14 protein-coding genes are annotated in these 15183 nt (G+C 35.9%); 4 read left to right on the forward strand and 10 right to left on the reverse strand.

The window, feature by feature from the left end; all coding sequences use genetic code 11:
- Positions 1 to 14: 14 nt before the first annotated feature.
- From frr to B0E44_RS17180, 3 genes are all read right to left on the reverse strand, one after another.
- A complete protein-coding gene (gene frr / locus B0E44_RS17170; RefSeq protein WP_077378118.1) occupies positions 15 to 578 on the reverse strand; it encodes a ribosome recycling factor in 564 nt (187 codons plus the stop codon).
- A gap of 75 nt (positions 579 to 653) precedes the next feature.
- Positions 654 to 1361, reverse strand: coding sequence for a UMP kinase (pyrH, locus tag B0E44_RS17175; RefSeq protein WP_077378121.1), 708 nt, complete (start codon positions 1359 to 1361; stop codon positions 654 to 656).
- Between the two features lie 172 nt (positions 1362 to 1533).
- Entirely contained in the window at positions 1534 to 2340 is an 807-nt protein-coding gene (locus B0E44_RS17180; protein ID WP_077378124.1) for a patatin-like phospholipase family protein, read from the reverse strand.
- Positions 2341 to 2515: 175 nt separating this feature from the next.
- Here B0E44_RS17180 and B0E44_RS17185 point away from each other — a divergent pair, with 175 nt between their 5' ends.
- Positions 2516 to 3133, forward strand: a complete 618-nt coding sequence (locus B0E44_RS17185) for a thioredoxin family protein (RefSeq protein ID WP_077378127.1) — start codon at positions 2516 to 2518, stop codon at positions 3131 to 3133.
- A gap of 307 nt (positions 3134 to 3440) precedes the next feature.
- Here the strand turns inward: B0E44_RS17185 and truB are convergent, their stop codons facing one another.
- The 7 genes from truB to B0E44_RS17220 all read right to left on the reverse strand — a co-directional run bounded on the left by truB (position 3441) and on the right by B0E44_RS17220 (position 10160).
- Positions 3441 to 4139 (reverse strand): tRNA pseudouridine(55) synthase TruB, encoded by a 699-nt coding sequence (truB, locus tag B0E44_RS17190; RefSeq protein WP_077378130.1) that lies wholly within the window; start codon positions 4137 to 4139, stop codon positions 3441 to 3443.
- Positions 4139 to 4936 carry an undecaprenyl-diphosphate phosphatase gene (locus B0E44_RS17195; RefSeq protein ID WP_077378133.1) on the reverse strand — a complete coding sequence of 266 codons (798 nt, stop codon included), beginning with the start codon at positions 4934 to 4936 and terminating at the stop codon, positions 4139 to 4141. Before B0E44_RS17195 ends, truB begins: the two co-directional genes overlap by 1 nt.
- Before the next feature lie 70 nt (positions 4937 to 5006).
- Positions 5007 to 5249, reverse strand: coding sequence for a DUF3098 domain-containing protein (locus B0E44_RS17200; protein WP_077378401.1), 243 nt, complete (start codon positions 5247 to 5249; stop codon positions 5007 to 5009).
- A gap of 94 nt (positions 5250 to 5343) precedes the next feature.
- Positions 5344 to 6219: an ABC transporter permease gene (locus tag B0E44_RS17205; RefSeq protein ID WP_077378136.1), complete on the reverse strand. Its 876-nt coding sequence runs from the start codon at positions 6217 to 6219 to the stop codon at positions 5344 to 5346.
- 129 nt (positions 6220 to 6348) lie between these two features.
- On the reverse strand, positions 6349 to 7086 hold the full coding sequence (locus tag B0E44_RS17210) for a sulfite exporter TauE/SafE family protein (protein WP_077378139.1): 738 nt from the start codon (positions 7084 to 7086) through the stop codon (positions 6349 to 6351).
- A gap of 109 nt (positions 7087 to 7195) precedes the next feature.
- Positions 7196 to 9757 (reverse strand): TonB-dependent siderophore receptor, encoded by a 2562-nt coding sequence (locus B0E44_RS17215; RefSeq protein ID WP_077378142.1) that lies wholly within the window; start codon positions 9755 to 9757, stop codon positions 7196 to 7198.
- A gap of 55 nt (positions 9758 to 9812) precedes the next feature.
- Complete coding sequence (locus B0E44_RS17220) at positions 9813 to 10160, reverse strand: winged helix-turn-helix domain-containing protein (RefSeq protein WP_077378145.1); 348 nt, start codon at positions 10158 to 10160, stop codon at positions 9813 to 9815.
- Between the two features lie 487 nt (positions 10161 to 10647).
- Here B0E44_RS17220 and B0E44_RS17225 point away from each other — a divergent pair, with 487 nt between their 5' ends.
- The 3 genes from B0E44_RS17225 (at position 10648) to B0E44_RS17235 (ending at position 15158) form a co-directional block, all read left to right on the forward strand.
- Positions 10648 to 14082, forward strand: a complete 3435-nt coding sequence (locus B0E44_RS17225; RefSeq protein WP_077378148.1) for a DUF559 domain-containing protein — start codon at positions 10648 to 10650, stop codon at positions 14080 to 14082.
- A 116-nt stretch (positions 14083 to 14198) separates the two neighbouring features.
- Positions 14199 to 14384 carry a hypothetical protein gene (locus B0E44_RS17230; RefSeq protein WP_077378151.1) on the forward strand — a complete coding sequence of 62 codons (186 nt, stop codon included), beginning with the start codon at positions 14199 to 14201 and terminating at the stop codon, positions 14382 to 14384.
- 93 nt (positions 14385 to 14477) lie between these two features.
- Entirely contained in the window at positions 14478 to 15158 is a 681-nt protein-coding gene (locus B0E44_RS17235; protein ID WP_174565137.1) for a zinc metallopeptidase, read from the forward strand.
- Positions 15159 to 15183 lie beyond the last annotated feature (25 nt).

The raw sequence follows: 15183 nt of genomic DNA on the forward strand, positions 1-15183 counted from the left end.
TCTGGGAAGAAAGATTAAACTTTCATGATTTCAGCTTCTTTAACTGCAAGAAGTTCGTCAATTTTCTTTATGTATGAATTAGTTAGGGTTTGTACTTCTTCTTCAGCGCTTTTGCAAATGTCTTCCGAAGTCCCTTCTTTTTCTAATTTTTTGATATCTGTATTGGCATCTTTTCGAGCGTTTCTAATACCAATTTTGGCGTCTTCCGCTTCAGACTTGGCTTGTTTTGCCAATTCACGTCTTCTATCTTCAGTAAGAGGCGGAACGCTAATGATAATCATGTCTCCATTATTCATTGGGTTAAATCCAAGATTGGCAACCATGATTGCTTTTTCGATAGGATGCAACATGTTTTTTTCAAACGGTTGAAGCGTGATGGTTCTTGCATCTGGCACACTAATTTTTGATACTTGAGATAGTGGTGATGCCGATCCATAATAGTCAACAAAAACACTTCCCAACATGGCTGGTGATGCTTTTCCTGCACGAATATTTAAAAATGCTTTTTCTAAATGTTCAATTGAACCAGTCATTGATTCTTCTGTACTATCTAATATAAATTCAATTTCTTCTGTCATTTTTTTTAAGATTTCAGATTTAAGACTTCAGATTTCAGATTGCTGTATTGTTATCTGAAAACTGCCTACTGCTAACTATATGTTCACTACTGTTCCTATATTTTGTCCTTCACAAATTTTCAATAGATTGCCTATTTTGTTCATGTCGAATACTACTATCGGTAAAGCATTTTCTTGACTTAAAGTAAATGCAGTGGTATCCATTACATTCAATCCTTTTTTCAAAACATCTTCAAAAGTGATGAAATCAAATTTTACTGCACTGGCATTTTTCTCTGGATCACAATCATAAACACCATCTACACGAGTTCCTTTTAGAATCACATCGGCATTGATTTCGATACCACGTAAAACAGCAGCTGTATCTGTTGTGAAATATGGGTTTCCAGTTCCTGCTCCAAAAATAACGATTCTTCCTTTTTCCAAGTGACGATCCGCTCTTCTTTTGATATAAGGTTCTGCAATTGATTCCATTTTTAAGGCAGTTTGCAAACGGGTTTTCATGCCTTTGTCTTCAAGTGCGCCTTGTAATGCCATTCCGTTAATAACTGTGGCCAACATTCCCATGTAATCTCCCTGAACTCTGTCCATTCCAGAACTGGCTCCTGCAACACCTCTAAAAATGTTTCCTCCACCAATTACTATAGCGATTTCTACTCCTTTTTCATGAATTTGCTTGATTTCATCGGCATATTCGGCCAATCGTTTTGGGTCAATTCCGTATTGTAAATCACCCATTAAAGCTTCACCACTTAATTTCAGAAGGATTCTTTTGTATTTCATCAGTCAGTTTTTGTTTTTTAAGGTCTCCCTTCGTTTATCGAAAGTAAATTGCATCAGTCATTGAGTTCAATGTCACGAAATTTGTGCAAATATAGACATATTCTGTTTTTTTTGAAATAGTGTTCCTTAAATATTTAAATTAAGTTTATTGGTCACTATTTCGAGTATTGGTTTAGAGTTTTATCAACTTTGTGTCTCGTGACGAATTAAATTTTCTATATGTTTTTTTGGCCGATTCGTATCCGATATCGAAAATAGCTTCCATCTTGACTTTACTGGTTTCGAATGTGCTATAAAGCGATAAAGCTTCGGGTTCAATCAGCCAGTCGCAATGATCGAATTTGTGTATGCTGGAATTGGCTGAGAATAAATCAAAAGCTCTGGCAGTAACAGATTTGATCGAAGTTAAGTCTTTGGCTTCTATCTTTTGAATAGGACTAACATAAACACCAATTAAAGTATCGCATTTATCTTTTAATATGTCTGTTGGGAAATGATTGAGAATGCCTCCGTCACTGTACAGATTACCGTTAAATTCATAAGGAGACATTACACCCGGAAATGACGATGATGCTAGAATAGCATCGATTGTTTTTGTTTCTGGACCAAATACTTTTGACTTTCCTTTAATCATGTCAGTTGCGGTAATATGAACAGGGATTTTAAGCTCGCCCAAAGTTGAGTTTCTGAAAATTTCATGAAAATATTCCTTAAAAGATTCAGAGTCAATCAATCCTGCTTTGGTGAAGGTGAAATGTTTCCAATGGAAAAAATATATGGATTTAAAGAATTCCAAAATAGCCTCGGGGGATTTTCCACTCCCGTATAATGCAGCGACAATTGCTCCGGCACTTGAACCAGCAATCTGGGAAGGCTGAATGCTTTTCTCTTCCAAAAACTGCAAAACTCCAGCATGTGCAATGCCTTTTGACCCACCGCCGGATAATATTAAACCGATTGATTTTGATTTGCTATCCATTTTATAAAAATATGCATTTTGTTTATTACAAAGTGATTTTTATCACATTTTTAAAGAATCTGTATTGTTAATTTTACATCAGATAAACTTGTATAATGAAATGGGCATATCGACATTGTTTTGTATGTAATGAAGATATGCCGATTTTATGTAACAAACATATAAATAATTAGTTATGAAAAGTTCAGTAGCCAAGGCGTTATTTAATAGTTACACTTATTCAGAATATAAAAAAATCGTATCCGATTTACTCTCCGAAGGAAAGTCAACAGGAAATGAGCAATCAGAAGATTTGTTGCATTACAGTACCCTTAATGAAACCCGATTGAAGCGTCTGGATAAAACGATCACTGTTCCTGAGGAAGTAAGTGCGAAATTAAAAGCACTTGAAAAAGAATATATTTGGTTGGTTATCGCCGAAGGCTGGTGTGGCGATGCTGCACAGATTTTGCCGATTTTAAATAAAATGGCTTTAGAATCTAATAAAATTGATCTAAAAATTGTTTTCCGCGATTCAAACGATGAATTGATGAATCAATTTTTGACCAATGGAGCCAGAGCCATTCCTAAACTTCTTATTATTAATAAAGAATTGGGTAAGGTTTGCAAACATTGGGGGCCAAGACCACAAGGCGCAACCGATTTAATTAAAAACTATAAAGAACAATTTGGAATTGTAGATGAAGAAGCGAAAACTCAGTTGCAACTTTGGTATTTGCACGATAAAGGATTGTCTGTACAAAATGAAATTGTTGAAATAATGTATTCTATAAAAGAATGCGTTTGTCTATAAAAAATGTTTTTGTTTTTTATTTAAAAAAATGTAAATTAGTGGACGCTAACCAGGTCTATTGTATTGATTTACTTTTTTATAGGTGTGTTTAAATATTGTTTAACAATTAAAAAAAACATCGTTATGAAAAAACTATTTGAAAAGGTTTATGATTACGTATCACATTTCCTATTCGGAAATGAAAGTGCTACTCATTATTAACCAAACAGTGTAGGTAACTTGAAAAAAGTATGAATTAAAATTACTTTGATCTTAGCAAAAACACATCGCAAATTCAATTCTGTATTTGTCATGTGTTTTTTCTTTTTTATAATCGAGGGGTTAGGCTTTGTTCAAATAAAGTTACATCAATGGCATCGGCAACATTATAGTCCCCAATTTTCGTGCGTCGCAAAACGGTTAGATGAGATCCTGAATTCATCGCTTTTCCAAAGTCATAAGCAAGTGAACGAATATAGGTTCCTTTGCTGCAAACCACTCTAAAATCAACTTCAGGAAGTTCAATTCTAGTGATTTCGAATTCGTGAATGGTGGTTTTTCTGGAAGCAATTTCCACTGTCTCTCCAGCACGCGCGTGTTCGTATAAACGCACACCGTCTTTTTTTATGGCCGAAAAAATGGGTGGTTTTTGGTCAATTTCGCCCAAAAACTGTTTTACAGTTTCGTGAATAAGAGATTCATTGATATGATCTGTTGGGAAAGTTTGGTCAATTTCGGTTTCCAAATCATAGGACGGAGTCGTGGCTCCAATGTAGAAAGTCCCTGTGTATTCTTTGGCTTGGCCTTGAAGTTCTGAGATTCTTTTGGTGAATTTTCCAGTGCAAACTAATAATAATCCAGATGCCAATGGATCTAAAGTGCCAGCGTGCCCAATTTTGAATTTCTTGGGTAGACCTGCTTTATTGATTAAGGCATACTTGAGTTTATTTACAGCTTGAAATGATGTCCAGTGTAAGGGCTTGTCTATTAAGAGAACTTGGCCGTTTAAAAAATCTTCGGTTGTCATTAAATTACTGTCAAAGGATGAATAAAATAGTGAATCGCCAATAATACAATTCCTGCAATAATTCGGTAATAGCCAAAAACTTTAAATCCATTTTTTGTCAAAAAGCCTATGAAGCTTTTAATTGCCAAAAGAGCAACAATAAAGGCAACCACATTTCCTATGATTAAGAAGTTAATTTGGTCGTCAGACAATACAAATCCATCTTTGTAGTAATCGTAACATTTTTTTACTGTTGCTCCTAGCATTGTTGGAACAGCAAGGAAAAAAGAAAATTCTGCAGCCGATGTACGGGATAAATTTTGAGCCATTCCGCCAACAATTGTTGCTCCGCTTCTGGAAACACCAGGAATCATAGCAAGACATTGGAACAAACCTATTTTTAAAGCTTGTAGGTAAGTAATCTCTTGTGTGTTTTCGGAAACATCTGGATTGTTGAACCATTGGTCCACTTTTAATAAAATGATTCCGCCGATTAATAGTGAAACGGCAACAGTAACCGGGTTTTCAAGTAAAGCGTCAATTTTTTTGCTAAAAAGCAATCCGAAAACAACAGCCGGTATAAAAGCTACCAACAATTTAAAATAAAAATCAAAAGATTGAAAAAAGCGTTTGAAATACAAAACCAGCACTGATAGTATGGCTCCCAATTGAATCACGATGGTAAAAAGTTTGGTGAAATCATCTTGTGCAATTCCAAAAAAAGAGGAGGCAATAATCATGTGCCCTGTTGAAGAAATTGGTAAAAATTCTGTAATTCCTTCTATAATGGCAAGGATAATAGCTTGTAATGTATTCATTTTTGTGAAATTTTTCAGTTCTCAGTTTTCAGTTTTCAGACTGTTACTAACTGAATACTGAAAATTGCTACTATTTTTTAGGATTTTTAAGAATGGCATAAATGGTAATTCCAAAACCAATTAAAACGGTGGTCGGAGCCAGGCGGATTCTTCGGAAATTGAAAATATCTTCATTAAATACATTTGGATCATCACTTCCTCCTCCAGACATCAATATAAAACCAAATGCTATAACTGCGATTCCAATCAATAGAATTTTATAGTTTACCTTTTCAAAAAGGAATTCGTGTTTGTGTTCTTCGTTGTTTTTCATTTTGTCATTGTGAGGGACGAGCGCCATCTCACCCTCTGTTTTATGGTTATTTTTTAAAACTAAAAATCTGCAATCTAAAATCTGCAATCTAAAATCAATATAGGTCGTCAGTTCTTAAATTTAAAAAACGTTGTGTAGCAAAATAGGTACTCAACCAAGTAATCAAAACTCCAAGTCCAAATACAGCAAGCAATACAAGACCTATCAGTAATTTATCGTCTAGGATTCCAAGGTCTGGAAAATTGTTTTCCAGATAAACCAAAACTCCAATTAAAGCAAGAATGGCAAGTCCTGCTCCAATCATTCCCAGTTTTATGCTACGCATTACAAATGGTTTTCGTATAAAGGCTTTGGTGGCGCCAACCATTTGCATCGTTTTGATAATAAAACGATTGGAATAAATGGATAGGCGTAATGAGCTGTTGATTAAAAGGACTGCGATAAAAGTCAGGAAAGCACTAATTATCAGAATCCACATACTCACTTTTTTGATGTTGTCGTTTACTAAGTTCACCAATTGTTTGTCGTAAACAATATCCGAAATCATTGCATTTTTACGTAAGTGGGATTCAATTTTTGCAATACTGTCTTTAACAACGTAATCTGCTTTTAAGTGAATATCATATGAATTTTGCAAAGGATTTTCACCTAGAAAGGTTACGAAATCCTCACCAATAATGTCAGAATGCTCTTTTGCAGCCTGTTCTTTGGTAACATATACAAAAGTTTTGGAAAATTTGGTAGTTTTCAGTTCTTGACCAAAAGCTTTTAAGATAGAGTCATTGGCTTCTTTTTTGAAAAAAACGGTCATTGCTATTTTTTCTTTGAAATCATCGGCTAATTTTTTGGAATTAATGATGAAAAATCCCAGTATGCCTAATAGGAACAATACTAAGAATATACTTAGCACTACTGAAAAATAAGAGGAAATTAATCTGCGCTTTTGAAACTTTTCAAAGGATGAACTCATAGTATGTATAAATTATGGGGTAAAAATAATAAACATATTCTTTAATACGAAGTTATAACAAGCAAAGTTTTGACATTCTTATGGCAACATCTAAAGTTTTTATAGAATTTTGCTTTTAGAAAAAAGAATTTAAGTAAAAAGTAATTTCAAGCCCGCAATTGTCAAGCCAAGCGCCAAGAGATATTTTAATGTTTTGGAGTTGAATTTTTGACTGCCAAAATACGAACCCAGCAGACCTCCTATCACTGTAGCGATCACTGCCGCCTGTAAATCTTCAGTTAAATTAAAACCTCCTTTGTGAATTTGTCCGTAGAGTCCCGAAAGCGAATTAACAAATATGAACAATGCCGATACCGCAGCTGTTTCTTTTAATTTTGACCAGCGCATCAAAAGCATTACAGGACTAAGAATTATACCGCCGCCAATTCCTAACATTCCCGAAAGAAGCCCTATAATACTTCCTGAAAAAAGCCCAGCCCATAACGGAATTTCCCTATTTGGCTCCTTATTTTCTTCAAACTGATACACTAAACGAATGATGGAAATGAAAACACAAACGGCTAGTATTTTTTTATAAATAGAATCGGACAAAGTCATTGTGCCTCCCAAAAAAGCCATTGGAACACTCGCTATTGCAAAAGGGAGAAACAGCTTTAAACGGAAAAATCCCGACCTGTAAAAACCGATAAAAGAAAACAAAGATACCGCTAGATTCATGACTAAAGCAGATTGTTTCATCATAATTGGAGCTACTCCTGCCATTGCCATAACTGCTAAATATCCACTAGCACCGCCATGACCCACTGACGAATATAAAAAAGCAACAATAGCCAGCAGCAACAGCAATGAAATAGAATTATAATCCATAAGTTGTTTTTAATAAAATAATATTTTCAAAAATAAGTACTTATAAGTCTCGCTGAAAATGTATTAGTAATTTATTTATTGCAAATATAAGTTCCATCATAAACATGTTTTATAGTTTACCGATATTCCAGGTTAATGACAAGTAATAAAATGCTCCAATTTGTGGGCCTCCTAAAATAGAATAGTACGGTTTGTTTAGAAAATTAGTTCCTCCAAGTTTCGCGATAACACCAGGTTTTACAAAAGTATAATTGATTTGTGCATCCATTGACCAATAGGCAGGTACTTCACCGCTAACCAAAAATGAAACATAATCATATTTGCTTTGTTGATGATAAGTGACACTTGCTCCAAGATTTTTCCAAAAATTCTCGGCTACGATGGTTGCATTTGCCATTATTTGTGGTGTATTGAAACCATCTTCCAGTCCGTCTTTATCGTCAGTTCGGTCCAATTTGGAATAAGTTGCATTTCCTAAAGCCGAAAAAATATCGTTAAATTGATATTTCAATACTAAACTGCTTCCGTAATTGTAAATCTTACTTTTAGAATTGGTCCACAAACGGTAACGGCTTTGAGTTGTTTTAGCATAAAGAGTAGTTGGTATTTGTGTCGGATCAGTGGTGTTTGGAATACTGGCTTCTACCTGAGCGATGAAGTTTTCGTATCGGTTGTAATAAAAGTCGGTATCAATAAACAAACTCTTTTTTAATGCAACACCTCTAAATCCAAATTCAAAAGAACGAACAAATTCAGGTTGTAAATAAGTATAAGGATTTTTTTGAATTGTGCCTTTATTTTTATCAATGGCTTGCGCTTGTGTCAGACCAAGTGTGTTGATGTCATTGGTTACCTGAGTTTGGAATTTGTCAATAGAAACTTTAGTATAAGAGTTTTCGAAAATTCCGTCTGACATGATTCGCAATCCGCCCACTCGTTTTACGCCACCGCTGTTTACATTAGAGAAACCTTCAAAAATACTCGGGAATCGGTAACCACTTTGATAAGAAGCACGAAAGTTAATTTCCTCTTTTGGCGAATATACTGTAGTAATTCTTGGTGTGAATTTAACATCAAAATAATCGGCTTTGTCTGCACGAATGGCAGCACTCAAACGTAATTTTTTGTCGAACAAATCTTTGCTCAATTGAGTAAATCCGCCAGTTTTTCCATATTTTAAATTTTCACCATCATTCACTGGATTGATAAAATAATTTCCGTCAGGAACAATAATGTAAGTTCTGTAATCAAATCCGCTTAAAAGCTGTGCACCTATTTTTGTAAAAAAGTCAGCAAAAGCTTTGTCCCAGTTCAATAAACCTTCAGAATGAATGAGGCTAGATTTTACGCGAAGTGCCGCGCCATAATCCCAGTTATTGATGTTGACCAATTCTTCTTTCTTTTGTTCATATGCATCAGTACCAGGAATAAATCTTCCCTGATCGGATGCTGTTCTGGCTATTTTATGTGCATCTGCAACGACAGCTCCATCGGTTACAGCATCGTTATAAGCTGTAGTATAGTCGGCAAACCATTTGTCATCGGATTTGTAAGCACGATCCATATTTTCTGCTAAAGAACGCATATTGTATGAGTTACCCGTATTTTCTTGTGTTAAATAGCCACGAATCATAAAAATATCGGTATGATAATCAACCGCATATTGACTTAGTTTGTAATCTTCTAATCTAAAACGATTGGAACGCTGATAAACCGTATTAATCAGAGCTCCTTTGTAAGTTAATGCTAATTCGTGTCCTTTTTTTGGTCGGAAATACAACGCGCCATCCCATTTGTAATTTTCAATACCATAATCGGCAATGTCGGTTTCTCTGTAACCTGTTCTGGAAACTACATATTTTTTGCCATTTAAAGTCAGTGTTTTTCGGTTGGCTGATTCGTTTCCATATCCGTTTACCTCGTCATAAGCGGGATTGTCATCACCATATAAATTAGTTGAAGCATTAATTTTCGGAGCCAAATCAGTTCTGTTGTCTGCAACCCAATCCGTTCCATTAGTAATAGAACCATTTACTTTGAAGGCAATTTTTGAGTTGAATGCTTTTGCATAACGTAAATTAGTTGTGGTAAAAAGCTGGGGAGAAAAACGGTCAATATTTCCTGTGTGATTCACACCCGTTAATTGCTGAATACTCATTCCCTGATATTCAAATGGATTTTTTGTTTGGATGTTTGCCAATCCGTTAATGGCATTCATTCCGTATAAAGCGGCTGCAGATCCCGGTATCACTTCGATTTTATCAATATCAAGGTCGTTGGCTCCAAGAGCGTTGGCAATTGGCGCGCCTAAATGCGGAGCCTGATTGTCTATCCCATCGATTAATTGGGCAAAACGAACATTGGTAGTATTGGCAAATCCTCTGGTATTTATAACCTTGAAACCTAAACTGGGTGTGATGACTTGTACCGATTTTAAGTTTTCCAATGCATCAAAGCTGAATGGTGAACCGTAGTTTTTTGCTTCCGCCGATTTTAATTGTTCGATACTTACGGGAGATCTCAAAAAATTTTCCTGTGTGCGCGAAGCTGTTACGACTACTTCCTGAAGGGTTTCGGTTTTCAGGCTATCTTTTTCTTTTTCATAATTTTCGATTTGAGCGAAACTTTTTAGACCTAATAAGACTATTAATAAAAGTAGTTTTAACTTCATAATTTTAATAGATTTCCAGTATGTTTAAAAATGAATACTGTTATTTAAAAAAAAGCTAGAATTTTAAATTTTGAGTTTCTTTTTGGGCAAAATCTTTAATTCGTTTTTCGATTTCGTAAAACAGAGCAATAGCTCTTTCGCCGGCTTCGGTTAGTCTCGCTCCGCCACCGCCTTTTCCTCCGAGTAATTTTTCGACCAAAGGACTTTCGGCGCGTTTATTCATTTCTTCGACTAATTGCCAAGCCTGTCGGTACGCCATTTTCATTTCTTTGGCTGCATTGGTTATAGAACCTGTCTTTTGAATGTTTTCTAAAAGCCAAATTTTTCCAATTCCCAAAAAAGGACCTTCGGCTTCTTCGATCCAAAGACGGACTTCTATTTTGTATTGTTTAGTGGAAGACATAGATGTGTTTTTAAAAACATACTGCAAACATAAGTATTTTTACTTACTAAAAACTAATGGGTTCTGTTTTTTTATTGCAAAAGAGTTGATTTCTTTGCGCCTTTGCGTGAAATTGGGCTCGCAAAGGCCCAGAGGCGCAAAGAATAGAAAGTATGTTGTTGTTTTTGGATGATGGCAAAAAATCGAATTCTTTCTCCCTAGCCCCGATAGTAGTGAAAATCCTTGTGGCCCGGGGTTCGGGCGACAAGATTACTTCACTATGCTTTTATTTTTATTGGAGTTCAGTGAACTTCGTTTGCAATGAATAGCGGGACCAATGCCTCCTGAAAACACCAAATCTTTTTGCTCCAAAATCAATTAATTAAGCTCCAGTTTTTAAATAAAAAATAGCTTTGGTAACAAGCGACAATAAACGTAAATTTGCCAACTGAAAATTAAGATAAAATCTTAGAAACTTAGCGACTTAGAAGCTTAGAAACTTGAAGAAATGAAATACAATCCGAACGAAATAGAAGCCAAATGGCAAAAATACTGGGCAGAGCATAAAACTTTTGCGGCCAAAAACGATTCTGATAAACCAAAATATTATGTTTTGGATATGTTCCCTTATCCGTCTGGAGCGGGATTGCATGTTGGACATCCGCTTGGGTACATCGCATCCGATGTGTATTCGCGTTTTAAAAGACATCAGGGTTTTAATGTTTTGCACCCAATGGGTTACGACAGTTTTGGATTGCCTGCCGAACAATATGCGATTCAGACTGGGCAACGTCCTGAGGATACGACTCGCGTAAATATTGACGGTGGCGTTGACAAAGAAGGAAAAGTGATTGCCGGTTACAGAAAGCAGTTGGATAAAATAGGATTTTCATTTGATTGGGATCGTGAAGTGCGTACTTCGAATCCCGATTATTACAAACATACGCAATGGATTTTTATCCAATTGTTTAACTCTTGGTACAATAAAAACACAGACAAAGCGGAAGATATTTCGACTTTGGTTTCGGTTTTTTCTACTGAAGGAAATGCGAATGTAAATGCGGTTTGTGACGATATTATTGAATTATTTTCGGCAAATGAATGGAGCGCTTTCGCAAAAGAGCAACAGGAGAAAATTTTGTTGCAATACCGATTGACGTATTTGGCAGAAACCGAAGTGAACTGGTGTCCGGGATTGGGAACAGTTTTGGCGAATGACGAAATCGTGAACGGTGTTTCGGAGCGTGGCGGTTATCCTGTGATTCGTAAAAAAATGACACAATGGAGCATGCGTATTTCGGCTTATGCGGAACGTTTGTTGCAAGGTTTGAATGATATTGACTGGAGCGAAAGCATCAAGGAAAGCCAAAGAAACTGGATTGGAAAATCAGTTGGGGCGATGGTTACTTTCCCCATCCTATCCTTCCCCGAAGGGGAAGAGAACTTGGAGTCTGGAAAAACTTTAGGTTATATGAGGGGAGGGAATAATTCGCATTTATTGCTTGAGAGAGCGAAAGAAATGAGAAATAACCCAACAGAAGCTGAAAAAATATTGTGGTTAAATTTAAAATCGAAAGCTTTAGATTTTAAATTTAGACAACAACATTTGATTGATGACTATATTGTTGATTTTGTCTGTCTTTCAAAAAAATTAGTGATTGAAGTTGATGGAGAAATTCATATCTCACAACAAGAGGCAGATGCTGAACGCACAAAAGTTTTAAATAAAAAAGGATTTAAAGTAATTCGATTTAATAATAAAGAGATTTTAAATAATATTGATAGTGTTTTAAATATTATCAAACATGAGTTACATATCGCTGTTGTTCCCCCTTCGGGGGCTAGGGGGATTTCAGTATTTACTACAAGACCTGATACGATTTTTGGAGTTACGTTTATGACTTTGGCACCAGAACACGAATTGGTTGCACAAATCACGACTCCAGAACAAAAAGCGGAAGTTGAAGCTTATATCGAAAAAACAGCGAAGCGTTCCGAAAGAGAGCGTATGGCGGATGTGAAAACTATTTCGGGTGTGTTTACGGGAGCTTTTGCTGAGCATCCGTTTACGAAAGAACCGATTCCGGTTTGGATTGGGGACTATGTTTTGGCGGGTTACGGAACTGGCGCTGTAATGGCGGTTCCTTGCGGAGACGAAAGAGATTATGCTTTTGCGAATTTCTTCAAAGGTCAAAACGGAATGAAGGAAATCAAGAACATTTTTGCGAATGTAGACATTTCCAAAGAAGCTTACGGTTCAAAAGACAATGTGGAAATTGCCAATTCGGATTTCCTAAACGGATTGAATTATAAAGAAGCGACCAAAAAGATAATTGAAGAATTAGAGAAAATAGGTCAAGGAAAAGGAAAAGTCAATTACCGTTTGCGTGACGCGGTTTTCTCCCGTCAAAGATATTGGGGAGAGCCTTTCCCTGTGTATTATGTGAATGGTTTGCCACAAATGATTGATGCGCAACATTTACCTATCATCTTGCCAGAAGTGGAGAAATATTTGCCAACCGAAGACGGATTGCCTCCATTAGGAAATGCAACGGTTTGGGCTTGGGACAGTGTGAACAACAAAGTGGTTGTAACGAGTTTGGTTGACAATACAACTATTTTTCCATTAGAATTGAACACGATGCCTGGTTGGGCGGGAAGTTCTTGGTATTGGATGCGTTATATGGATGCTAAAAATGAAGGAGAATTTGCGAGCAAAGAAGCACTTGCTTATTGGGAAAGTGTGGATTTATACATTGGAGGAAGCGAACACGCAACCGGTCACCTGTTGTATTCCCGTTTTTGGAACAAATTCTTGAAAGACAAAGGTTTTGCACCAACTGAAGAGCCATTCAAAAAGCTGATTAATCAGGGGATGATTTTGGGGGAAAGTGCTTTTGTATTTGTTTTACAAACAAAATTAGGTGATGAAAATGCCTTTGAACAAGTTTTGTTAAATTACGATACATATAAGGAATATATAAATGGAGGTTCAATAAATAGCTTGCCTGAAAAATTATTTAAATTTCTTGATGAAAGATTATCAACTTTTGAGAGTTTTAATGAGAGATTAGCGGGATTAAAAAGAAGTTTTGTCTGTTATAAGTCAGCAATAGATGTTAAATATGTCAATTTGAAAAATGAAATTGATTTAACTGATTTATCCGAAGATGAAAGATATAAAAGCTTGTTTAATGCATCGTATTTTGATGGCAATGAAGTGACAGAGAATAGAAATATTACTGTTGTTCGCGAAGTCGAAAAAATGTCGAAATCCAAATACAATGTAGTTACACCGGATGATATTTGTAATGAATACGGAGCCGATACTTTGCGTTTATACGAAATGTTCCTTGGGCCATTGGAGCAAGCCAAGCCTTGGAATACGGCAGGAATTTCGGGAGTTTTTGGTTTTCTTAAAAAATTATGGCGTTTGTATTTTGACGAAAATGGTTTAATTGTAAACAACGACGAACCAACGAAAGACAACTTAAAATCATTACACAAAACCATAAAAAAAGTAGCAGAAGATATTGAAGGTTTCTCTTTCAACACTTCGGTTTCTCAGTTTATGATTTGCGTGAATGAATTGTCAGCTCAAAACTGTCATTCCCGTGCGATTTTGGAGCCGTTGGCAATTGTGATTTCGCCTTATGCACCGCACATTGCCGAGGAATTATGGTCATTGCTAGGAAATACCGGTTCAATTGCAACGGTTCCGTTCCCAGTATTTGAACCGGCTCATTTGGTAGAAAGCGATAAAGAATATCCGGTATCTTTCAACGGAAAAATGCGTTTTACTATCAATCTGCCTTTGGATTTAACCAAAGAACAAATCGAGGAAATCGTAATGAAAGACGAAAGAACCATCAAACAACTGGACGGTAAAACGCCAAACAAGGTGATTATTGTTCCGGGGAAAATTATCAATTTGGTGGGATAGAAAAAATCAAATTCCAAAATTTTAATAAATTCCAAATTCCAATTTTACGATTGGGGTTTGGGATTTTTTTGTGTAACGTTTTGAATGTTTTTATACCAATATAAAAAAACATAAAGATGAAAAAACACGAAATTCACATTTTGAAAAAAAGCGCTGGTTTTTCCGGCATGAAAGATGAATTGTCAAGAGAAGTTGAGGTTTTCTTGAACAAAAAGTCTTCTGAAGGGTATGAGGTTATAAATGTATCTTTTACATATTATGAAGCTACAGAATTGGTAGCCTTTGTTACAATCTGCAGATAAGTTATAAATGCCAAAATGACACAAAAACAATTTGGTTCAGAATTTGATGTTTAATTTAAAGATTTTAAACATAAAATATAAAAAACAAAAGATATGGGAATGAGTTATTTAATTCTTGCGGGCGCTATTATGCTGGCAAGCTGGTTAGTTAGTTCTAGACTGAAGAGTAAGTTTGAATTTTATTCAAAACTGCATTTGCAAAACGGAATGTCCGGTGCTGAAATCGCCGAAAAAATGCTCGCAGACCACGGAATACGTGATGTTCGGGTAATTTCAACTCCAGGGCAATTAACGGATCATTACAATCCTGTGGATAAAACGGTTAATTTGAGCGAAGCTGTTTATAATCAAAGAAATGCAGCAGCAGCGGCAGTTGCAGCACACGAATGCGGGCACGCAGTGCAGCATGCGGTAGGTTATCAGTGGTTAACGATGCGTTCGCAGTTGGTGCCAATTGTAAATGTGGCTTCGTCCTATATGCAGTGGATTTTGTTAGCAGGAATTTTGATGATTAAAACTTTTCCATCGCTTTTATTGATTGGAATTGTGATTTTTGCGGCAACAACTTTGTTTTCTATTGTGACGCTACCAGTAGAATATGATGCAAGTAACAGGGCTTTGGCATGGTTAGAGAACAAAAGAATGCTGACACAGCAAGAACAGGCTGGAGCAAAAGATTCTTTAAAATGGGCTGCCAGAACGTATGTAGTTGCTGCATTAGGTTCTATCGCTACCTTATTATATTATGTTTCTATTTATATGAATAGAAGATAATAATAGGAAATTTTCAAATAAAAAA

The organism is Flavobacterium sp. A45, assembly GCF_002001005.1.
GTDB lineage: Bacteria > Bacteroidota > Bacteroidia > Flavobacteriales > Flavobacteriaceae > Flavobacterium.

Excerpts from the sequence above, each read along its gene's own strand:
- frr (WP_077378118.1), bottom strand. The coding sequence starts at position 578 with ATGACAGAAGAAATTGAATTTATATTAGATAGTACAGAAGAATCAATG.
- B0E44_RS17225 (WP_077378148.1), top strand. The coding sequence starts at position 10,648 with ATGAAATACAATCCGAACGAAATAGAAGCCAAATGGCAAAAATACTGG.
- truB (WP_077378130.1), bottom strand. The coding sequence starts at position 4,139 with ATGACAACCGAAGATTTTTTAAACGGCCAAGTTCTCTTAATAGACAAG.
- B0E44_RS17215 (WP_077378142.1), bottom strand. The coding sequence starts at position 9,757 with ATGAAGTTAAAACTACTTTTATTAATAGTCTTATTAGGTCTAAAAAGT.
- B0E44_RS17235 (WP_174565137.1), top strand. The coding sequence starts at position 14,478 with ATGGGAATGAGTTATTTAATTCTTGCGGGCGCTATTATGCTGGCAAGC.
- B0E44_RS17180 (WP_077378124.1), bottom strand. The coding sequence starts at position 2,340 with ATGGATAGCAAATCAAAATCAATCGGTTTAATATTATCCGGCGGTGGG.
- B0E44_RS17185 (WP_077378127.1), top strand. The coding sequence starts at position 2,516 with ATGAAAAGTTCAGTAGCCAAGGCGTTATTTAATAGTTACACTTATTCA.
- B0E44_RS17200 (WP_077378401.1), bottom strand. The coding sequence starts at position 5,249 with ATGAAAAACAACGAAGAACACAAACACGAATTCCTTTTTGAAAAGGTA.
- B0E44_RS17220 (WP_077378145.1), bottom strand. The coding sequence starts at position 10,160 with ATGTCTTCCACTAAACAATACAAAATAGAAGTCCGTCTTTGGATCGAA.
- B0E44_RS17195 (WP_077378133.1), bottom strand. The coding sequence starts at position 4,936 with ATGAATACATTACAAGCTATTATCCTTGCCATTATAGAAGGAATTACA.
- B0E44_RS17205 (WP_077378136.1), bottom strand. The coding sequence starts at position 6,219 with ATGAGTTCATCCTTTGAAAAGTTTCAAAAGCGCAGATTAATTTCCTCT.
- B0E44_RS17230 (WP_077378151.1), top strand. The coding sequence starts at position 14,199 with ATGAAAAAACACGAAATTCACATTTTGAAAAAAAGCGCTGGTTTTTCC.
- pyrH (WP_077378121.1), bottom strand. The coding sequence starts at position 1,361 with ATGAAATACAAAAGAATCCTTCTGAAATTAAGTGGTGAAGCTTTAATG.
- B0E44_RS17210 (WP_077378139.1), bottom strand. The coding sequence starts at position 7,086 with ATGGATTATAATTCTATTTCATTGCTGTTGCTGCTGGCTATTGTTGCT.